General features: G+C 52.7%; 16 protein-coding genes. 15 read left to right on the top strand and 1 reads right to left on the bottom strand.

Going from position 1 to position 22,003, the window contains the following annotated elements; all coding sequences use genetic code 11:
- Window positions 1-29: 29 nt before the first annotated feature.
- The 11 genes from aroA (at window position 30) to OGY68_RS09015 (ending at window position 12,939) form a co-directional block, all read left to right on the top strand.
- On the top strand, window positions 30-1,313 hold the full coding sequence (gene aroA / locus OGY68_RS08965; protein WP_003831919.1) for a 3-phosphoshikimate 1-carboxyvinyltransferase: 1,284 nt from the start codon (window positions 30-32) through the stop codon (window positions 1,311-1,313).
- Window positions 1,314-1,484: 171 nt separating this feature from the next.
- The gene (gene cmk / locus OGY68_RS08970) at window positions 1,485-2,168 is read left to right on the top strand and encodes a (d)CMP kinase (RefSeq protein ID WP_003831921.1); all 684 of its coding nucleotides are present in this window, start codon (window positions 1,485-1,487) and stop codon (window positions 2,166-2,168) included.
- Window positions 2,169-2,281: 113 nt separating this feature from the next.
- Window positions 2,282-3,955 (top strand): 30S ribosomal protein S1, encoded by a 1,674-nt coding sequence (gene rpsA, locus OGY68_RS08975; protein ID WP_003035776.1) that lies wholly within the window; start codon window positions 2,282-2,284, stop codon window positions 3,953-3,955.
- Between the two features lie 159 nt (window positions 3,956-4,114).
- Window positions 4,115-4,399, top strand: coding sequence for an integration host factor subunit beta (gene ihfB, locus OGY68_RS08980; RefSeq protein WP_003035780.1), 285 nt, complete (start codon window positions 4,115-4,117; stop codon window positions 4,397-4,399).
- 206 nt (window positions 4,400-4,605) lie between these two features.
- Window positions 4,606-6,870 carry a ComEC family protein gene (locus OGY68_RS08985; protein WP_057067094.1) on the top strand — a complete coding sequence of 755 codons (2,265 nt, stop codon included), beginning with the start codon at window positions 4,606-4,608 and terminating at the stop codon, window positions 6,868-6,870.
- 36 nt (window positions 6,871-6,906) lie between these two features.
- Window positions 6,907-8,655, top strand: a complete 1,749-nt coding sequence (gene msbA, locus OGY68_RS08990) for a lipid A ABC transporter ATP-binding protein/permease MsbA (RefSeq protein ID WP_003831926.1) — start codon at window positions 6,907-6,909, stop codon at window positions 8,653-8,655.
- A complete protein-coding gene (gene lpxK, locus OGY68_RS08995) occupies window positions 8,652-9,629 on the top strand; it encodes a tetraacyldisaccharide 4'-kinase (RefSeq protein WP_032942888.1) in 978 nt (325 codons plus the stop codon). Before msbA ends, lpxK begins: the two co-directional genes overlap by 4 nt.
- 41 nt (window positions 9,630-9,670) lie before the next feature.
- Window positions 9,671-10,903, top strand: coding sequence for a winged helix-turn-helix domain-containing protein (locus OGY68_RS09000; RefSeq protein WP_008784266.1), 1,233 nt, complete (start codon window positions 9,671-9,673; stop codon window positions 10,901-10,903).
- Between the two features lie 51 nt (window positions 10,904-10,954).
- Window positions 10,955-11,137, top strand: coding sequence for a protein YcaR (gene ycaR, locus OGY68_RS09005; protein ID WP_003035793.1), 183 nt, complete (start codon window positions 10,955-10,957; stop codon window positions 11,135-11,137).
- Entirely contained in the window at window positions 11,134-11,880 is a 747-nt protein-coding gene (gene kdsB / locus OGY68_RS09010) for a 3-deoxy-manno-octulosonate cytidylyltransferase (protein ID WP_003831932.1), read from the top strand. Before ycaR ends, kdsB begins: the two co-directional genes overlap by 4 nt.
- Before the next feature lie 165 nt (window positions 11,881-12,045).
- The gene (locus tag OGY68_RS09015) at window positions 12,046-12,939 is read left to right on the top strand and encodes a YcbJ family phosphotransferase (protein WP_003831934.1); all 894 of its coding nucleotides are present in this window, start codon (window positions 12,046-12,048) and stop codon (window positions 12,937-12,939) included.
- 93 nt (window positions 12,940-13,032) lie between these two features.
- Here OGY68_RS09015 and elyC read toward each other — a convergent pair whose 3' ends face one another.
- Window positions 13,033-13,797 (bottom strand): envelope biogenesis factor ElyC, encoded by a 765-nt coding sequence (gene elyC, locus OGY68_RS09020; RefSeq protein WP_057067095.1) that lies wholly within the window; start codon window positions 13,795-13,797, stop codon window positions 13,033-13,035.
- A 135-nt stretch (window positions 13,798-13,932) separates the two neighbouring features.
- Between elyC and cmoM the strand changes: the two genes are divergently transcribed.
- The 4 genes from cmoM to mukB are packed head-to-tail and all read left to right on the top strand — an operon-like array spanning window position 13,933 to window position 21,196.
- A complete protein-coding gene (gene cmoM / locus OGY68_RS09025; protein WP_003035803.1) occupies window positions 13,933-14,736 on the top strand; it encodes a tRNA uridine 5-oxyacetic acid(34) methyltransferase CmoM in 804 nt (267 codons plus the stop codon).
- On the top strand, window positions 14,729-16,051 hold the full coding sequence (gene mukF / locus OGY68_RS09030) for a chromosome partition protein MukF (RefSeq protein ID WP_057067096.1): 1,323 nt from the start codon (window positions 14,729-14,731) through the stop codon (window positions 16,049-16,051). The genes cmoM and mukF overlap by 8 nt, the downstream gene beginning before the upstream one ends.
- Window positions 16,032-16,736, top strand: coding sequence for a chromosome partition protein MukE (gene mukE, locus OGY68_RS09035; RefSeq protein WP_003035809.1), 705 nt, complete (start codon window positions 16,032-16,034; stop codon window positions 16,734-16,736). The genes mukF and mukE overlap by 20 nt, the downstream gene beginning before the upstream one ends.
- Window positions 16,736-21,196 (top strand): chromosome partition protein MukB, encoded by a 4,461-nt coding sequence (gene mukB / locus OGY68_RS09040; RefSeq protein WP_286616961.1) that lies wholly within the window; start codon window positions 16,736-16,738, stop codon window positions 21,194-21,196. Before mukE ends, mukB begins: the two co-directional genes overlap by 1 nt.
- Window positions 21,197-22,003: the final 807 nt, after the last annotated feature.

The following is a 22,003-nucleotide window of genomic DNA, read 5'->3' on the forward strand; positions in this document are numbered from 1 at the left end:
TTTATGTCTGTTTTTGAGAGTCGAGTTTCATGGAATCCCTGACGTTACAACCCATTGCGCGGGTGGATGGCACCATCAATCTGCCTGGATCCAAAAGTGTTTCTAACCGCGCTTTGCTGCTGGCTGCATTAGCCAATGGCACCACTGTCCTGACCAATCTGCTGGACAGCGATGATGTTCGCCATATGCTCAATGCTCTGAATGCGTTAGGGATTAGCTATACCCTTTCTGCCGATCGTACCCGCTGCGAGATAGTTGGCAATGGCGGTGTGTTGCACGCAGAAGGTGCAGTTGAGCTGTTCCTTGGCAACGCCGGAACCGCAATGCGCCCGCTGGCCGCAGCGCTATGTCTGGGCAGCAATGACATCGTGCTGACGGGCGAACCGCGCATGAAAGAGCGCCCGATTGGCCATCTGGTTGATGCGCTGCGCCAGGGCGGAGCCAAAATTGACTATCTGGAGCAGGAAAACTATCCACCTTTACGTCTGCGCGGTGGCTTTACCGGAGGCCAGGTTGAGGTAGACGGTAGCGTTTCCAGCCAGTTCCTCACTGCGTTGCTGATGACTGCGCCGCTGGCGCCGCAGGATACGACGATCGCAATTAAAGGTGACCTGGTATCCAAACCTTACATTGATATCACACTGAACCTGATGAAAACGTTTGGTGTTGAAATTGAAAATCAAAACTACCAGCGCTTTGTCGTGAAGGGGCAGCAGCAGTATCAGTCACCAGGTGCATACCTGGTTGAAGGTGATGCTTCTTCCGCTTCCTATTTCCTCGCGGCAGGTGCTATTAAAGGCGGTACGGTAAAAGTTACTGGGATTGGCCGCAACAGCATGCAGGGTGATATTCGTTTTGCCGATGTACTGGAGAAAATGGGCGCAACCATTACATGGGGCGACGATTTTATTGCCTGTACTCACGGCGAGTTGAACGCAGTGGATATGGATATGAACCATATTCCTGATGCGGCGATGACCATTGCAACGGCGGCGCTGTTCGCTAAAGGCACCACGACATTACGTAATATCTACAACTGGCGCGTCAAAGAGACCGATCGTCTGTTCGCGATGGCGACGGAGTTACGCAAAGTGGGCGCGGAAGTGGAAGAGGGGCATGACTTTATCCGCATCACCCCGCCTGCAACATTGCAATTTGCGGACATCGCGACCTACAACGATCACCGCATGGCGATGTGTTTCTCGCTGGTGGCGCTGTCTGACACGCCGGTGACCATTCTTGACCCAAAATGTACCGCCAAAACCTTCCCGGATTATTTCGAACAGTTGGCTCGTATTAGTACATCTGCCTGATTTTATTGCCGCACTTTCGGGTGCGGCACATTCTGACATCTCCGATTGCCTATTTATTCTACACTCAGCTTCAATGATTCTGCATTTTTCACACAAAGATAACGATCGTTGGCGTTGGCGCGTATAATGCGCGGCGTTCACGTTAATGTACGCCCGTTTAAGGAGAAAAAGATGACGGCAATTGCCCCGGTTATTACCATTGATGGCCCAAGTGGTGCAGGTAAAGGCACCTTGTGCAAGGCAATGGCGGAAGCATTGCAGTGGCATCTGTTAGATTCAGGCGCGATCTACCGCGTACTGGCGCTCGCAGCGTTACATCACCATGTTGATGTCACATCTGAAGATGCTCTGGTACCGCTTGCCTCACACCTTGATGTGCGTTTTATCTCAACAGACGGCAACCTGGAAGTCATTCTTGAAGGTGAAGATGTCAGCGGTGAAATACGTACTCAGGAAGTAGCGAATGCCGCCTCTCAGGTTGCGGCGTTTCCCCGCGTGCGTGAAGCGTTATTACGTCGTCAACGCGCATTTCGCGAATCCCCAGGTCTGATTGCTGATGGACGTGATATGGGCACCGTGGTGTTCCCGGATGCGCCGGTGAAAATTTTTCTGGACGCCTCCTCGCAAGAACGTGCGCATAGACGTATGCTACAGTTGCAGGAGAAGGGCTTTAGTGTTAACTTTGAACGCCTTTTGGCCGAGATCGAAGAACGCGATTATCGCGATCGTAATCGTGCTGTAGCGCCGCTGGTTCCCGCTGCTGATGCTTTAGTTTTGGATTCAACCCGATTAAGCATTGAGCAAGTGATTGAAAAAGCGTTACAATACGCGCGCCAAAAACTGGCTCTCGCTTAAGTGCGACCGAATTTGCAGTACCCCCGTTGCAATGGATTGACAGCGGGTATGTTAAACAACCCCATCCGGCATGGAGCCAGGTGGACGTTAAATATGAAACCTGAAGATTAAACATGACTGAATCTTTTGCTCAACTGTTTGAAGAATCCTTAAAAGAAATCGAAACCCGTCCGGGTTCCATCGTTCGTGGTGTTGTTGTTGCTATCGACAAAGACGTAGTACTGGTTGACGCTGGTCTGAAATCTGAGTCCGCCATTCCGGCAGAGCAGTTCAAAAACGCCCAGGGCGAGCTGGAAATCCAGGTTGGTGACGAAGTTGACGTTGCTCTGGATGCAGTAGAAGACGGCTTCGGTGAAACCCTGCTGTCCCGTGAAAAAGCTAAACGTCACGAAGCTTGGATCACGCTGGAAAAAGCTTACGAAGAAGCTGCAACCGTTACTGGTGTTATCAATGGCAAAGTCAAGGGTGGCTTCACTGTTGAGCTGAATGGTATTCGCGCGTTCCTGCCGGGTTCCCTGGTAGACGTTCGTCCGGTCCGCGACACGCTGCACCTGGAAGGCAAAGAGCTTGAATTCAAAGTAATCAAGCTGGATCAGAAGCGTAACAACGTTGTTGTTTCCCGTCGTGCCGTTATCGAATCCGAAAACAGCGCAGAACGCGATCAGCTGCTGGAAAACCTGCAGGAAGGCATGGAAGTTAAAGGTATCGTTAAGAACCTCACTGACTACGGTGCATTCGTTGATCTGGGTGGCGTTGACGGCCTGCTGCACATCACCGACATGGCATGGAAACGCGTTAAGCATCCGAGCGAAATCGTAAACGTTGGCGACGAAATCACTGTTAAAGTGCTGAAGTTCGACCGCGAGCGTACTCGTGTATCTCTGGGCCTGAAACAGCTGGGCGAAGATCCATGGGTAGCTATCGCTAAGCGTTATCCGGAAGGTACCAAACTGACTGGTCGCGTGACCAACCTGACCGACTACGGCTGCTTCGTTGAAATCGAAGAAGGCGTTGAAGGCCTGGTTCACGTTTCCGAAATGGATTGGACCAACAAAAACATCCACCCGTCCAAAGTTGTTAACGTTGGCGATGTAGTGGAAGTTATGGTTCTGGATATCGACGAAGAACGTCGTCGTATCTCCCTGGGTCTGAAGCAGTGCAAAAACAACCCATGGCAGCAGTTCGCGGAAACCCACAACAAGGGTGACCGTGTTGAAGGTAAAATCAAGTCTATCACTGACTTCGGTATCTTCATCGGCCTGGACGGCGGCATCGACGGCCTGGTTCACCTGTCTGACATCTCCTGGAACGTTGCAGGCGAAGAAGCAGTTCGTGAATACAAAAAAGGCGACGAAATCGCAGCAGTTGTTCTGCAGGTTGACGCAGAGCGTGAGCGTATCTCTCTGGGCGTTAAACAGCTCGCAGAAGATCCGTTCAACAACTGGGTTGCACTGAACAAGAAAGGCGCAATCGTAAACGGTAAAGTCACTGCAGTTGACGCTAAAGGCGCAACCGTAGAACTGGCTGACGGCGTTGAAGGTTACCTGCGCGCTTCTGAAGCTTCACGTGACCGCGTTGAAGATGCAACTCTGGTTCTGAGCGTAGGCGACGACGTTGAAGCTAAATTCACCGGCGTTGATCGTAAGAACCGTGCAATCAGCCTGTCTGTTCGTGCTAAAGACGAAGCTGATGAGAAAGATGCAATCGCAACTGTTAACAAACAGGAAGATGCTAACTTCTCTAACAACGCAATGGCTGAAGCTTTCAAAGCAGCTAAAGGCGAGTAATATCGAGTGCTCTAAATCCTTTGTGCTGTTAACGGCACAAAGGGTGACGAGTAGCTTGACAGATTACAGGATTCGTCCTGTAATCAATGACAAAGGGCGGCTACGGCCGCCCTTAATCAATGCAGCAGCTAATTATGCCTTTAAGGAACCGGAGGAATCATGACCAAGTCAGAATTGATTGAAAGACTTGCAACCCAGCAACCTCATATTCCCGCGAAAGCGGTTGAAGATGCAGTTAAAGAGATGCTGGAACATATGGCCTCGACTCTTGCGCAGGGCGAGCGTATTGAAATCCGCGGTTTCGGCAGCTTCTCTTTGCATTACCGCGCACCACGCACCGGACGTAATCCGAAGACCGGCGATAAAGTGGATCTGGAAGGGAAATACGTTCCGCACTTTAAACCAGGTAAAGAATTGCGCGATCGCGCCAATATTTACGGTTAAGTTTTTAGCGAGACTTAACGCCGAGAAAAGCACCCAAATGGGTGCTTTTTTCATTTCTGTCCACCTATCCTGGAATCCTCATCCCAGTTAATTTGTACGTTACAACCATCACTAAATGTCTGCGGAACTCAGGTCGTATAACGATAAATTGATGCCAGACAACCGTCGAAGAGTACTGCACACTCCCTGTAACAGGGAGGTGATTGATGAAAATAACAACGGTGAGTACCTGTGCATTACTCGGCATTCTCCCACTCATGCTATTACCTATGCTGCCAGACATGTTGTGTATCTGCATTGTATTTTGGCTGGCATGTCTGCTCTGTTTTCTTCCCTACAAATATATGCGTTCCGCCGGACTAACCCTGCTGTTTTTTCTTTGGGGAATCCTGGCCGCGAAAGAGGCTATGTGGGCCGGTAATATGCTGCCTGCGAAAACCCAGCAAGCCATTGTGCGGATAACCGGAACTGACAATATGACAACGCACTATGGCCAGATCACTCACCTTCAGGGGAAACGAATCTTTCCTGCACAAGGAATCGTCTTGTACGGGCAGTATTTACCCGGTGATGTTTGTGCGGGTCAGACATGGGCGATGATGTTGAAAGTCCGCGCTGTACACGGTCAATTAAACGAAGGCGGATTTGATAGCCAGCGTTACGCATTGGCGCAGCATCAACTGCTGACGGGACGATTCTTGCAGGCTTCGGTAATCACACCACAATGCAGTTTGCGTTCGCGGTATCTCTCCTCGCTGAAAACGGCACTCACCGACTATCCCTGGCAGCAGGTCATACTGGGTCTGGGAATGGGGGAGCGCTTGTCTGTGTCACAAGAGGTGAAAACGATTATGCGTGATACCGGCACGGCTCATTTGATGGCTATCTCCGGGCTGCATATTGCGTTTGCTGCATTACTGACCGCAGGATTGATACGTGCTGGACAATTTTTTATGCCAACAAGGTGGATTTGCTGGCAGATGCCATTAGTGGGTGGGATTGTCTGCGCCACATTTTATGCCTGGCTGACGGGGCTGCAACCCCCGGCATTACGAACGGTTGTTGCGCTGCTAGTCTGGGGGGCGCTGAGACTTAGCGGCAGACAGTGGAGTAGATGGTCGGTCTGGATCTGCTGTCTGGCAGCCATCGTGGTGGTGGATCCTGTTGCTGTTCTTTCGCAAAGCCTATGGTTGTCTGCATCTGCCGTTGCGGCACTGCTGTTCTGGTACCAATGGGTACCGCTCCCGGACTGGCCGCTGTCGCGTGCTGGACGTCAATTTCTGGCGCTGGCTCATCTGCAATTGGGTATTACGCTTCTGCTTCTTCCCGTGCAAATCGCAATGTTTCACGGTTTTAGTCTGACCTCGTTTCTGGCTAATTTGTTTGCCGTCCCTTTGGTCACGTTTGTTTCCGTACCCTTGATATTAGCAGGCATGATCATGCATTTAGCCGGGACGGTGATGGTTGAATCAAGCCTGTGGTATCTGGCGGATCGTTCTCTGGCGCTGCTATTTTGGGGGCTCAGAAGTCTGCCTGAAGGGTGGATCAATATTGATGCACGCTGGCAATGGCTCGCATTTTTACCCGGAATGATGATTATCGCATGGCGACTAAATATCTTGCGTACGCTACCGGTGGTCTGTTTCTCTGTGCTCCTTTTACTGAGTGGGCCGCTTTGGCGTGCACCGCGTACTGATGTGTGGCAAGTGCATATGTTGGATGTCGGGCAGGGGCTGGCGATGGTGATCGCGCGAAATGGGAAAGCGTTGCTTTACGATACCGGTCTGGCATGGCCTGAAGGCGATAGCGCAGAACATCTGATTATTCCCTGGTTGCGTTGGCATAATCTGGAGCCAGAAGGAATTATTTTAAGCCATGAGCACATGGATCACCGCGGCGGGTTGCACTCCTTACAACAAGCCTGGCCGTCGCTATGGGTAAGAAGTCCGCTGAGCTGGAAAGGTCATCTCCCGTGTTTTCGCGGAGAGCATTGGCAATGGCAAGGGTTAACCTTCAGTGCGCACTGGCCTGTGCGTGGAAATACAGACCAGGGGAATAACCACTCCTGTGTGGTTAAGGTCGATGACGGATATCAGAGTATTCTGCTGACCGGCGATATCGAATCTCCTGCTGAACAAAAAATGCTAAGTCACTATTGGCAGCACCTTCAGTCGACGGTGATGCAAGTTCCACATCATGGCAGCAATACTTCATCATCACTGGCACTCATTCAGCGGGTTGACGGGCAGGTCGCACTCGCCTCTGCATCCCGTTACAACGCCTGGCGTCTGCCGTCCTGGAAAGTGAAACAACGTTATCGGCAACAAAATTATCAATGGCTGGATACCCCCCATCAGGGACAGATTACGCTGGATTTTTATCAAAAAAACTGGCGCATACGCAGCATGCGGGATCAGATTTTACCTCGTTGGTATCATCAGTGGTTTGGCGTGTCGGAGGATAACGGGTAGAATATGCGGCTATTCTAACAAATGCTGGTTTTTTGAATGCATAACGATAAAGATCTCTCTACGTGGCAGACGTTTCGCCGACTATGGCCAACCATAGCGCCTTTTAAATCGGGTCTGATCGTGGCGGGTATAGCGTTAGTCCTTAACGCGGCCAGCGATACCTTCATGTTATCGCTCCTTAAACCATTACTGGATGATGGTTTTGGTAAAACGGATCGCTCGGTGCTGCTGTGGATGCCGCTGGTGGTCATTGGGCTGATGATAGTTCGTGGCTTAACCAGCTATGTCTCCAGCTACTGTATCTCATGGGTGTCAGGCAAAGTGGTCATGACCATGCGCCGCCGCCTGTTTGGTCATATGATGGGCATGCCCGTCTCCTTTTTTGATAAACAGTCTACAGGGACATTGTTATCACGTATTACCTATGATTCAGAACAGGTTGCGTCATCGTCTTCCGGCGCGCTGATCACCGTGGTACGTGAAGGGGCCTCAATCATTGGCCTGTTTATCATGATGTTCTATTACAGCTGGCAGCTGTCGCTGATCCTGATTGTACTGGCGCCAATTGTGTCAGTGGCAATCCGTGTGGTTTCCAAGCGCTTTCGTAGCATCAGTAAAAACATGCAAAACACCATGGGGCAGGTTACAACCAGTGCGGAGCAGATGCTGAAAGGCCATAAAGAAGTTCTGATTTTTGGTGGTCAGGAAGTTGAAACCAAGCGCTTTGATAATGTCAGCAACAAGATGCGTTTGCAGGGCATGAAGATGGTTTCTGCTTCTTCTATCTCCGACCCTATCATCCAGCTGATTGCGTCTTTGGCACTGGCCTTCGTGTTGTATGCGGCCAGCTTCCCAAGCGTAATGGAAAACCTGACAGCAGGTACAATTACGGTTGTCTTCTCCTCAATGATCGCATTAATGCGTCCGTTGAAATCTCTGACCAACGTCAACGCGCAGTTCCAGCGCGGTATGGCGGCATGCCAGACCTTATTTACGATACTGGATAGCGAACAGGAGAAAGATGAAGGTAAACGTGTGATCGATCGTGCTACCGGCGATCTCGAGTTCCGCAACGTGACTTTCACTTATCCGGGACGTGAAGTACCGGCTCTGCGTAACATCAACCTGAATATTCCAGCGGGTAAAACCGTTGCTCTGGTTGGCCGTTCGGGCTCAGGGAAATCCACTCTCGCCAGCCTGATTACGCGCTTCTACGATGTTGATGAAGGGCAGATTCTGATGGACGGACACGATCTGCGCGAATATACCCTGGCATCACTGCGCGATCAGGTTGCGTTGGTTTCGCAGAATGTGCACTTGTTTAACGATACGGTTGCCAACAATATCGCCTACGCGCGTACCGATATGTACAGCCGTGAGCAGATCGAAAAAGCGGCACAGATGGCCTACGCTATGGATTTCATCAACAAGATGGACAATGGCCTGGATACGGTGATTGGTGAAAACGGCGTCCTGCTTTCCGGCGGACAACGTCAGCGTATCGCTATTGCCCGTGCCTTGTTGCGTGACAGCCCAATACTGATCCTTGATGAAGCAACATCGGCTCTTGATACTGAATCTGAACGCGCGATTCAGTCTGCGCTGGATGAGCTACAGAAAAACCGTACTTCTCTGGTCATTGCTCACCGTCTTTCAACCATTGAACAAGCCGACGAAATCATCGTGGTGGAGGATGGTCTGATTGTCGAACGCGGGACTCATAGCGAGCTGATTGAGCAGCGCGGGGTGTATGCGCAATTACATAAAATGCAATTTGGTCAATGATCGCACGTATCTGGTCTGGTGAATCGCCGCTGTGGCGATTGTTACTTCCACTCTCCTGGCTGTATGGCCTGGTGAGTGGTGCGATCCGCTTATGCTACAAGTTGGGGCTTAAACGCGCATGGCGCGCGCCAGTCCCGGTTGTGGTGGTCGGAAACCTTACCGCGGGCGGAAACGGTAAAACGCCGGTGGTGATTTGGTTGGTTGAACAACTGCGACAACGCGGGATTCGCGTGGGTGTGGTGTCGCGTGGTTATGGCGGGAAAGCGACTGCTTACCCGCTGTTGCTAACCGCTGATACTACTACCGCAGAAGCGGGCGATGAACCTGTGCTGATCGCCCAACGTACCGGCGTGCCGGTAGCGGTATCCCCGGTAAGATCGGATGCGGTAAAGGCCATTTTGGCCCAACACGACGTGCAGATTATTGTGACGGACGATGGACTACAGCACTATCGTCTGGCGCGAGATGTTGAAATCGTAGTCATTGACGGCGAACGTCGGTTTGGCAACGGCTGGTGGCTTCCCGCTGGTCCAATGCGGGAACGCGCAGGTCGCCTTAAATCGGTGGATGCGACTATTGTTAACGGTGGCGTTGCGCAACCAGGGGAAATCCCTATGCGACTTGAACCGGGGCTGGCCGTTAATTTACGTACAGGTGAACGCCGTGATGTGGCGCAATTGTCCAATATTGTCGCCATGGCGGGCATTGGTCATCCACCGCGTTTTTTTGCCACGCTGAAAGCATGTGGTGCCAGCGTGCAAAAAAGCATTGCGCTGGCAGACCATCAGTCTCTGACCTACAGTGACGTCAGTGCGTTTGTAGACGCCGGGCAAACGCTGGTCATGACGGAAAAAGATGCGGTTAAGTGCCGGGCATTTGCCGATGAAAACTGGTGGTATTTACCTGTTGATGCACATTTGTCAGGCGATCGGCCTGATGTATTGCTGAATAGCTTAATCTCGCTGACTCGCTAACTGATTCACGCTGCGGCAGCGAATCATTTATGAGGCCATAAATGTCGTTGCCGCGCCTTTCTCTGACGGATGCCCGTCATCTTCACCTTGCTGCTCAAGGTCTGCTGAAAAAAACACGCCGCCGGGCAACCCCGGCAGATATTCTCGCGACCATTTCGCGCATGTCGTTACTGCAAATCGACACCATCAATATTGTGGCGCGCAGTCCTTACCTGGTGCTGTTTAGTCGTTTAGGCGATTATTCCCCCCAATGGCTGGACGACTCGTTACAGCAGGGCGAACTGATGGAATACTGGGCGCACGAGGCCTGTTTTTTGCCGCGCAGCGATTTTATGCTGATACGTCACCGCATGCTGGCCCCGGAGAATATGGGCTGGAAATATAAAGCAGCGTGGATGAAAGAACATGCGCATGAGATTGAGCAACTGCTCCAGCACATCCAGCATAACGGGCCGGTACGCTCAGCTGATTTTGAGCATCCACGCAAAGGGACCAGCGGCTGGTGGGAATGGAAACCGCAGAAGCGTCATCTTGAAGGGTTGTTCACCGCCGGGAAAGTGATGGTCGTGGAACGGCGTAATTTCCAGCGAGTGTATGATTTAACCCATCGCGTCATGCCGCACTGGGACGATGAACGCGATCCACTTTCGCAGGAAGATGCGGAAAGTGTCATGCTGGATAACAGCGCCCGCAGTCTGGGGATTTTCCGCGAACAATGGCTGGCAGACTACTACCGCCTGAAGCGCCCGGCGCTAAAAAACTGGTGCAACGAACGGGCGGAACAGCGGCAGATTATTCCTGTCGACGTTGAGGGGCTAGGAGCCTTGTGGCTGCATAGCCACCTTCAGCCGCTGCTTGAACAGGCGCTGGCGGGCAAATTAACGGCGACTCACAGTGCAGTATTATCACCTTTTGATCCGGTGGTCTGGGATCGTAAACGGGCAGAGCAGCTATTCGATTTTAGCTATCGGCTGGAGTGTTACACGCCAGCACCGAAACGTCAGTATGGTTATTTTGTCTTGCCGTTGCTGCATCGTGGACAGTTGGTTGGGCGGATGGATGCCAAAATGCACCGCAAAACAGGTGTGCTGGACGTTATTTCGCTGTGGTTACAGGATGGGGTTAAGCCTGGAGTGACGTTGCAAAAAGGATTGTTTCAGGCGATTGACGATTTTGCCCGCTGGCAACAGGCAACACGCGTGACGCTGGGACGTTATCCTGAAGGTTTATTTGCTGATGCACGCCATGGTTGGGAAATAGACCCAGCCCTTTAAGCGATTATGTTAATATTTACGGATTCACAATCCGGTCCATCTGGAGGAACTATGGATCATCGTCTGCTTGAAATCATTGCCTGCCCGGTATGCAATGGCAAACTCTGGTTTAACCAGGAAAAACAGGAACTGATTTGTAAACTGGATAACCTTGCTTTCCCACTGCGTGATGGCATTCCCGTGTTACTGGAAACCGAAGCCCGCGTTCTGACTGCTGATGAGAGTAAATCATGAGTTTTGTGGTCATTATTCCTGCGCGCTATGCGTCCACACGTCTGCCTGGTAAGCCGTTGCTGGATATCAACGGTAAACCGATGATCGTGCATGTACTGGAGCGTGCGCGTGAATCTGGCGCTGAACGTATCATCGTTGCTACCGATCACGAGGATGTCGCTCGCGCGGTAGAAGCGGTGGGTGGCGAAGTGTGCATGACTCGCGCCGATCACCAGTCTGGTACGGAGCGCCTGGCGGAAGTCGTCGAGAAATGTGGTTTTAGCGATGATACCGTTATTGTGAACGTACAGGGTGATGAGCCGATGATTCCTGCGGTCATTATTCGCCAGGTGGCTGAGAATCTGGCGCAACGTCAGGTCGGTATGGCGACTCTTGCGGCTCCGATTCACAGTGCGGAAGAGGCATTTAATCCGAATGCGGTAAAAGTCGTGTTGGACGCTGAAGGATATGCTCTCTATTTTTCACGCGCGACCATCCCATGGGATCGCGATCGTTTCGCCAAAAGTCTGGAAACGGTGGGGGACACCTTCCTGCGCCATCTGGGCATTTACGGCTATCGCGCCGGTTTTATTCGCCGCTATGTTAACTGGCAGCCTAGCCCGCTTGAGCATATCGAAATGCTGGAGCAGCTGCGAGTGCTGTGGTACGGCGAAAAAATTCACGTTGCCGTCGCAAAAGAAGTCCCGGGTACCGGCGTAGACACTGCCGAAGATCTTGAGCGCGTTCGCGCCGAAATGCATTAGTTTTTCTCACGGCACTCCCCCCATATTGAGGCGTATTTTTGGGAGGAGTGTCGTATCGTTGCGCTTTCCCTCCACTTTTCTTTTCATCAATTGATCTCATCCGGGTGACATCTGTCTGCACGACGCTCATTATGAAAGCAGTAGCATTTATGAGGGCAATCTGAAATGGAACAGTTGCGTGCCGAACTCAGCCACCTGCTGGGCGAAAAACTCAGTCGCATAGAATGCGTGAATGAAAAAGTGGATACGGCCCTGTGGTCACTGTACGACAGCCAGGGAAATCCGATGCCGCTGATGGCGAGAAGTTTCACCACGCCAGGTATGGCGCAGCAGCTGGCATGGAAAACCTCCATGTTGGCGCGCAGTGGTACGGTGCGAATGCCCGTCATTTATGGGGTCTTAACCCACGAGGAGCATCCCGGTCCCGATGTGCTACTGCTTGAGCGTTTACGTGGCGTGCCGGTGGAAGCGCCAGCCCGAACGCCCGAACGCTGGGAGCATTTAAAAGATCAGATCGTAGAAGGTCTGCTGTCATGGCATCGGCAGGATAGCCGTGGCTGCGTGGGAATGGTGGATAACACGCAAGAGAATATCTGGCCATCCTGGTATCGTCAGCGTGTTGAAGTGTTGTGGACCACGTTAAATCAGTTCAACAATACCGGGCTGACGATGCAGGATAAGCGGATCCTGTTTCGTACCCGTGAGTGTTTGCCCGCTTTATTTGAAGGATTCAATGATAACTGCGTGCTGATCCACGGTAATTTTAGTTTACGTAGCATGCTCAAAGACGCCCGTAGCGATCAGCTTCTGGCCATGGTCGGACCGGGTTTGATGCTGTGGGCGCCCAGAGAGTATGAATTGTTCCGTTTAATGGATAATGCGCTGGCGGAAAGTCTGCTTTGGCAATACCTGCAACGCGCGCCCGTGGCGGAGTCCTTCATCTGGCGGCGCTGGCTGTATGTGTTATGGGATGAGGTGGCGCAACTGGTCAACACCGGACGTTTTAATCGATCTAACTTTGACCTGGCCACGAAATCACTGCTGCCGTGGCTCGCCTGATGAACATGTGAACGCCTTATCCGGCCTACAATTCTGCGCTGAACACGTAGGCCTGATAAGACGCGTTAGTGTCGCCATCAGGCAACATTCCTGTCAATGCTCTGATCCTTTTAGCCACTGCCAGATACGCCCCAACGTTTCGTAACCAGCACGATCGCTATGCATCAACCAGACGGGAGAGGGGATCGCGCGCTCCCACGGATTAAGCGGTGAGTCAATCGCTAACTGGTTGGCTGGCGCGGGCAACGGATGTAGTCCGGCCTGTTGGAAGAAAATCATTGCTCGCGGTAAGTGCGATGCGGAGGTCACCAGCAGGAACGGCGCGCTGCCGATGGCCTGCTTAACCGCTGTGGCTTCTTCTTCGGTGTCTTTAGGTTTATCCAGCGTGATGATATCACCGGGCGGCACACCCAGTGACTGCGCTACGCGGGCTCCCGCTTCTGCAGTACTGACGTTATTGCTCTTTGCCGCAGCGCCGGTAAAGATAAGCTTCGATCCCGGGTTAGCACGCCAAAGGCGAATACCTTCATTCAGACGCGGAAGACTGTTGCTGATCAGGTTTGAACTCGGCGCCCACTGTGGATTCCAGGTATACCCTCCGCCCAGCACCACAATGTATTCCACTTTTTGTGTATCCTGCCAGGTTGGATAGCTATCCTCAATCGGTTTCAGCAGACTGTCGGCGACGGGCTGCAAGCTTAGAAGTAACAGTGCCAGCCAACTCAGGCTAATGCACACTTTCCCTGTTTTTTGAAAGCGGCTAAACCAGAGCAGCGCCAGGCCTATGCCCATGATAATGAGCATTAGCGGAAGTGGCAGCATCATACCGCCAATCACTTTCTTCAGCGTAAAAAGCATCCTTTTTGGTTCCTTTTTTAACCATACAGCAGGGGATCAGCAGGGATATTACACCAGGAAGGTTCATTCTCGGCGTGGGTGTGACAAAATAGCGGTTTTACTTAGTCACCCTAAAGCCAGCATGTGGAGAGCCCGATGCGGGATCGCAATTTTGATGACATTGCAGAGAAGTTTTCCCGTAACATTTACGGCACCACCAAAGGTCAGCTTCGTCAGACGATCCTCTGGCAGGATCTGGACAAACTTCTTGCCGACTACGCGGGCCAAACGTTGCGTGTGCTTGATGCGGGTGGCGGAGAAGGGCAGACAGCCATTCTGATGGCGCAGCGGGGCCATCACGTCACCTTGTGCGATCTTTCTGCTGAGATGGTGGCGCGAGCGCAACGGGCGGCAGAAGAGCAAGGTGTGAGCGACAACATGCATTTTATACATTGTGCCGCTCAGGACATCCCACAGCATTTGGATTCTCAGGTTGATCTGATATTGTTTCATGCTGTGCTGGAATGGGTGGCCGATCCGCAAGCCGTCTTAAAAACATTGTGGTCGATGTTACGCCCGGGCGGTGCTTTATCGCTGATGTTCTACAATGCAAACGGTCTGTTGATGCGTAATGTGTTGGTCGGTAATTTCGGCTATGTACAGCAGGGAATGTATAAAAAGAAACGGCGCACGTTGTCTCCCGATTTTCCGCGCGACCCTCAGCAGGTCTATGGCTGGCTGGAGGAGATTGGCTGGGAGATAACCGGTAAAACGGGCGTGAGGGTGTTTCATGATTATCTGCGTGATAAACAAAAACAGCATGACTGTTTTGATGCTTTAACAGAAATAGAAACACGTTATTGCCGCCAGGAACCGTATATCAGCCTTGGGCGCTATATTCATGTCACCGCGATTAAACGTCCGGCCCGAGCCGCAGATGCAAGGATAACCTATGAGTGAATTTTCCCAGACAGTCCCCGAACTGGTTGCCTGGGCCAGAAAAAATGACTTCTCCATCTCTCTGCCGGTAGACAGACTTTCGTTCCTGCTGGCGATCGCCACGTTGAACGGTGAGCGACTTGACGGTGAGATGAGTGAAGGTGAACTGGTGGATGCGTTCCGCCATGTGAGTGATGCGTTTGAGCAAACCAGCGAAACCATCGGCGTCCGCGCCAACAACGCGATCAACGATATGGTGCGTCAACGTCTGCTGAACCGCTTTACCAGCGAGCAGGCTGAAGGCAACGCCATTTACCGTTTAACGCCGCTCGGGATTGGCATCACAGATTACTATATTCGTCAGCGCGAATTCTCTACGCTGCGTCTTTCTATGCAGCTGTCAATTGTGGCAGGCGAACTGAAGCGCGCGGCGGATGCGGCAGCGGAAGGTGGTGATGAGTTCCACTGGCATCGCAACGTCTATGCGCCATTGAAATACTCGGTGGCGGAGATTTTCGACAGTATCGATCTGACCCAGCGCATCATGGATGAACAGCAGCAGCAGGTAAAAGACGACATCGCACAGTTGCTAAACAAAGACTGGCGGGCGGCGATTTCCAGCTGTGAAATGCTGCTGTCTGAAACATCTGGTACGCTGCGTGAACTGCAAGATACGCTGGAAGCGGCAGGGGATAAGCTGCAGGCTAACCTGTTACGCATCCAGGACGCCACGATGACGCATGACGATTTGCATTTTGTCGATCGGCTGGTGTTTGATTTACAAAGCAAGCTCGACCGCATTATTAGCTGGGGCCAGCAGTCCATTGACTTGTGGATCGGCTACGATCGTCACGTGCATAAATTTATTCGTACCGCGATCGACATGGATAAAAACCGCGTCTTCGCCCAGCGTCTGCGTCAGTCCGTGCAGACCTACTTTGACGACCCGTGGGCGCTGACCTATGCCAACGCCGATCGTCTGCTGGATATGCGTGACGAGGAGATGGTGCTGCGTGACGAAGAGGTCACCGGTGAACTTCCGGAAGACCTGGAATATGAAGAATTTAACGAGATCCGTGAGCAGCTGGCGGCGATCATCGAAGAACAGCTGGCTATCTACAAATCCAGACAAACACCACTGGATCTCGGTTTGGTAGTGCGCGAGTATCTGGCGCAATACCCACGTGCGCGTCATTTCGACGTCGCGCGTATTGTTATCGATCAGGCGGTACGCCTTGGCGTAGCGCAAGCAGACTTCACCGGACTGCCAGCCAAATGGCAGCCGATTAATGATTACGGAGCCAAGGTACAGGCGCATGTCATTGACAAATATTGAACAAGTGATGCCGGTAAAGCTGGCGCAGGCGCTGGCGAATCCGTTATTTCCGGCACTGGATAGTGCCTTACGTTCGGGCCGCCATATCGGTCTGGATGAACTGGATAATCATGCCTTCCTGATGGATTTTCAGGAATATTTTGAAGAGTTTTATAGCCGATATAACGTGGAATTAATCCGTGCGCCGGAAGGGTTCTTCTACCTTCGCCCGCGTTCCACGACGCTCATTCCTCGTTCGGTCCTGTCAGAACTGGACATGATGGTGGGTAAAATTCTTTGCTATCTCTATCTCAGCCCGGAACGCCTGGCGAACGAAGGGATTTTTACCCAGCAAGAGCTGTACGACGAGCTGCTAACGCTGGCAGATGAAGCGAAGTTACTGAAGCTGGTGAACAACCGTTCAACCGGTTCTGACGTTGACCGCCAGAAGCTACAGGAAAAAGTGCGTTCTTCGCTCAACCGCTTGCGCCGCTTAGGCATGGTGTGGTTTCTGGGCCACGACAGCAGCAAATTCCGTATTACGGAATCTGTCTTCCGCTTTGGTGCGGATGTGCGTAGCGGTGACGATCCGCGTGAAGCACAGCGTCGCTTAATTCGTGATGGTGAAGCGATGGCGGTCGAGAACCGTCTGCAGCTCAACGATGAGCCCGAAGAGAATCAGCCGGACAGTGGAGAAGAAGAATAATGATTGAACGCGGTAAATTTCGCTCACTTACGCTGATTAACTGGAATGGTTTTTTTGCCCGTACGTTTGATCTCGATGAGCTGGTCACCACGCTGTCCGGTGGTAACGGTGCGGGTAAATCCACCACCATGGCGGCATTTGTTACGGCGCTCATTCCGGACTTAACCCTGCTGCATTTCCGTAACACCACCGAAGCCGGTGCAACCAGCGGTTCACGTGATAAAGGCCTGCACGGTAAGCTGAAAGCAGGAGTTTGTTATTCAATGCTCGACGTCCTCAACTCGCGTCATCAGCGCGTGGTCGTGGGGGTGCGTCTGCAACAGGTTGCTGGTCGCGATCGCAAAGTGGATATCAAACCGTTTGCCATTCAGGGGCTGCCGATGTCGGTACAGCCAACCCAACTGGTGACGGAAACGCTGAACGAACGCCAGGCGCGCGTACTGTCTCTACCTGAGCTGAAAGAGAAGCTTGATGAGATGGAAGGCGTGCAGTTTAAGCAGTTCAACTCAATAACCGATTATCACTCATTGATGTTCGATCTGGGCATCATTGCCCGTCGTCTGCGCTCTGCGTCCGATCGTAGTAAATTCTACCGTCTGATTGAAGCCTCGCTGTACGGCGGGATCTCCAGCGCCATTACCCGTTCACTGCGTGACTACCTGCTGCCGGAAAACAGCGGCGTACGTAAAGCGTTCCAGGATATGGAAGCCGCGCTTCGTGAAAACCGTATGACGCTGGAAGCGATTCGCGTAACGCAGTCTGACCGCGACCTGTTTAAGCATTTAATCAGTGAAGCGACCAACTATGTGGCCGCAGATTATATGCGCCACGCCAATGAACGTCGTATCCATCTGGATAAAGCACTGGAATATCGTCGTGAACTGTATACCTCTCGCAAGCAGCTGGCGGCAGAGCAGTACAAACACGTGGATATGGCGCGCGAACTGGGTGAGCACAACGGTGCGGAAGGCGATCTGGAAGCTGATTACCAGGCCGCGAGCGATCACCTGAATCTGGTGCAAACCGCGCTGCGTCAGCAGGAAAAAATTGAACGCTACGAGGCGGATCTCGAAGAATTGCAGGTCCGTCTTGAAGAACAAAACGAGGTGGTCGCGGAAGCCGTTGACCGCCAGGATGAAAACGAAGCCCGCGCAGAAGCCGCTGAGCTGGAAGTGGATGAGCTGAAAAGCCAGCTTGCCGATTACCAGCAAGCGCTGGACGTCCAGCAAACGCGAGCCATCCAGTATACTCAGGCGATCCAGGCCCTAAACCGGGCGAAAGAGCTCTGCCACTTACCGGACCTGACAGCCGACAGCGCCGCCGAATGGCTGGAGACTTTCCAGGCCAAAGAGCAGGAAGCCACTGAAAAACTGCTGACGCTTGAACAAAAAATGAGCGTGGCGCAAACCGCGCATAGCCAGTTCGAACAGGCTTATCAGCTGGTGGCGGCTATCAACGGCCCGCTGGCGCGCGGTGAAGCCTGGAGCGTGGCGCGTGAACTGCTGCGCGAAGGCGTGGAACAGCGCCACCTGGCAGAACAGGTTCAGCCGTTGCGTATGCGACTGAGCGAACTGGAGCAGCGTCTGCGCGAACAGCAGGATGCCGAGCGTCTGCTGGCCGAATTCTGCAAGCGTCAGGGTAAACAGTTCGATATCGATGAGCTGGAAGCGCTGCACCAGGAGCTGGAAGCGCGCATCGCCGCCTTGTCGGACAGCGTCTCGTCTGCCAGCGAACAGCGTATGACACTGCGTCAGGAGCAGGAACAGCTGCAATCCCGTATTCAGCATTTGATGAAGCGGGCACCTGTCTGGCTGGCTGCGCAAAATAGCCTGAGTCAGCTTAGCGAGCAGTGTGGCGAAGAGTTTACCTCGAGCCAGGAGGTGACCGAGTATCTGCAACAATTGCTGGAGCGCGAGCGTGAGGCCATTGTTGAGCGTGATGAAGTCGGTGCACGTAAAAATGCAGTTGATGAAGAGATTGAACGTTTAAGTCAACCGGGCGGGGCGGAAGATCAGCGTCTGAACGCGCTGGCGGAACGCTTTGGCGGCGTACTGCTGTCAGAAATTTATGATGACGTTAGCCTTGAAGATGCACCGTACTTCTCTGCGCTATACGGTCCTTCGCGTCATGCCATTGTGGTACCGGATCTGTCGCTGATTACCGAACAGCTTGAAGGGCTGACAGATTGCCCGGAAGATCTCTATTTCATCGAAGGGGATCCGCAGTCGTTTGATGACAGCGTCTTCAGCGTTGATGAAGTGGAAAATGCGGTGGTGGTGAAAACTGCCGAGCGTCAGTGGCGTTATTCTCGCTTCCCGACGGTGCCTATTTTTGGGCGTGCAGCACGTGAAAGCCGTATCGAAACCCTGCATGCCGAGCGTGAAGGGCTGTCTGAACGTTTCGCCACGCTCTCCTTTGACGTCCAGAAAACCCAGCGTCTGCATCAGGCGTTCAGTCGCTTTATCGGCAGCCATCTGTCGGTGGCGTTTGAAGCCGATCCAGAAGCGGAAATTCGCCAACTGAATAGCCGTCGCGTTGAACTGGAACGTGCGCTGACCAATCATGAAAATGATAACCAGCAAAGCCGTATGCAGTTTGAACAGGCGAAAGAGGGCGTCTCTGCGCTGAACCGCCTGCTGCCGCGCTTGAATCTGCTGGCAGATGATACGCTAGCCGATCGCGTAGACGAAATTCGCGAGCGTCTGGATGAAGCTCAGGAAGCCGCGCGTTTTGTACAGCAACATGGCAATCAGTTGGCGAAACTGGAACCTATCGTTTCGGTTCTGCAAAATGACCCTGAGCAGTTTGAACAGCTGAAGGAAGACTATGCGTATTCCCAGCAGATGCAGCGCGATGCGCGTCAGCAGGCTTTTGCGCTGACCGAAGTCGTACAGCGTCGGGCGCACTTTAGTTATTCCGACTCAGCCGAAATGCTGAGCGGCAATAGCGATCTGAACGAAAAATTGCGTGAACGCCTGGAACAGGCGGAAGCCGAACGTACCCGCGCTCGCGAAGCGCTGCGCAGCCACGCCGCACAGTTAAGCCAGTACAACCAGGTCATGGCATCGCTGAAAAGCTCTTATGACACCAAAAAAGAGCTGCTTAACGATTTACAACGTGAACTGCAGGATATCGGCGTTCGTGCGGACAGCGGTGCCGAAGAGCGTGCGCGTATTCGCCGTGACGAACTGCATGCGCAGCTCAGCAACAACCGTGCACGCCGCAACCAACTTGAGAAAGCACTGACTTTCTGCGAAGCGGAGATGGAAAACCTGACCCGCAGACTACGCAAGCTGGAACGTGATTATCATGAAATGCGCGAGCAGGTAGTCACCGCCAAAGCCGGCTGGTGTGCAGTCATGCGGATGGTGAAAGATAACGGTGTGGAACGTCGTCTGCACCGCCGCGAGTTGGCCTATCTTTCCGGTGACGAACTGCGTTCGATGTCGGATAAGGCGCTCGGTGCGCTACGTCTGGCGGTTGCGGATAACGAGCACCTGCGCGATGTGTTGCGTCTGTCTGAAGATCCAAAACGTCCAGAGCGCAAAATTCAGTTCTTCGTCGCGGTTTACCAGCATCTGCGTGAACGTATTCGCCAGGATATTATTCGTACCGATGATCCGGTTGAAGCCATTGAACAGATGGAGATTGAGCTGAGCCGTCTGACGGAAGAGTTAACCTCACGCGAACAGAAGCTGGCGATCAGCTCACGCAGCGTGGCGAACATTATTCGTAAGACCATTCAGCGTGAACAGAACCGTATTCGCATGCTGAACCAGGGGTTGCAAAGCGTGTCGTTTGGCCAGGTCAACAGCGTTCGCCTGAACGTCAATGTGCGTGAAACACATGCTACCTTGCTGGACGTACTTTCAGAGCAGCATGAACAGCATCAGGATTTGTTTAACAGCAATCGCCTGACCTTCTCAGAAGCGCTGGCGAAGCTGTATCAGCGTCTGAATCCGCAGATAGACATGGGGCAACGTACGCCACAAACCATTGGTGAAGAGCTGCTGGATTATCGTAACTATCTGGAAATGGAAGTTGAGGTTAACCGTGGCTCTGACGGCTGGCTGCGTGCTGAGTCTGGTGCGTTGTCAACGGGTGAAGCGATCGGGACCGGGATGTCTATTCTGGTGATGGTGGTGCAAAGCTGGGAAGATGAAGGCCGCAGATTGCGCGGGAAAGATATCTCTCCTTGCCGTCTGCTGTTCCTTGATGAAGCTGCACGACTCGATGCGCGTTCTATTGCGACCTTGTTTGAGCTGTGTGAGCGTTTGCAGATGCAGCTGATTATCGCTGCGCCGGAAAACATCAGCCCAGAGAAAGGCACCACCTACAAACTGGTGCGTAAAGTCTTCCAGAACACCGAACACGTTCACGTGGTGGGGTTGCGCGGATTTGCGCCTCAGTTACCGGAACCACTGCCGGGGACTGAAGATGCCTCCTCGCAGGCAAGCTAAGTAATAAGTAAAAAGGCGGCTACATGGCTAATGCTCATCAGTTAAGCATGTATGATGAACATGTGATTCTTGCTCAGGGTTCCGTTCACCTCAGTGGTGTCATTTCTCTGAAGCGCAGATACCTGTGAACGTGCAAGGGAGGCTCACCGCCACCTCCCTTGCAACCCAGGCTCCCGGCGGGAAAATCGTCGCTGCGCGATTCATTCGTCTTATGCCGTCTGCCTGTCGGGTCGGGGCCGAGCCTGCATCCATGCAGGCCATCCCCTCTGCCCGCATCCCTGCGGGCAGTCCCGGGCAGACGTCAACGCCTCATCGATTTTCAGCCGGACAGGGGTCATCGCTTCAATGCCCTGACTTTCAGTAAAAGCTGTTTTGCTGTTTAAACAAAAACGCAGATGGTCAGGTGTGGGCTGGTCCGGCTGAAAATTGCCGACGTGTTTCCGTAAGGCCGGGAGAGCCAGCATGGATGCTGGCTCAGGGCGCGCTTTGCAGGGACGCTTCCTCGCGCCCGGCCCGGTAGCCAGGAGGAATAAGCGGAGGGTATTGCGTAGCAACAATTTTCCCGCCGGGAGCCGGGATTGTAAAGGGCGTGGCGGAGAACGCCCTTTACACGTTCACGGGAATCCGTGTTTCAGAGAAACAATGAGCATGAGGTGAACGGAACTCTATTTCCGAGATAGCATGTTCTTTACCTCCGCCAGTTTACTGAAACTGAGGCGCTAACTGACTGGCATTACGGCTACATGGCCGCCTTATCTTTTTCCGAAAAGACTTCATGCCTGGTGTAATTTCTTTAGACTTCTTTAC

Origin of the sequence: Citrobacter sp. Cpo065 (assembly GCF_030332805.1) — a bacterium.
Taxonomy (GTDB): domain Bacteria; phylum Pseudomonadota; class Gammaproteobacteria; order Enterobacterales; family Enterobacteriaceae; genus Citrobacter; species Citrobacter portucalensis.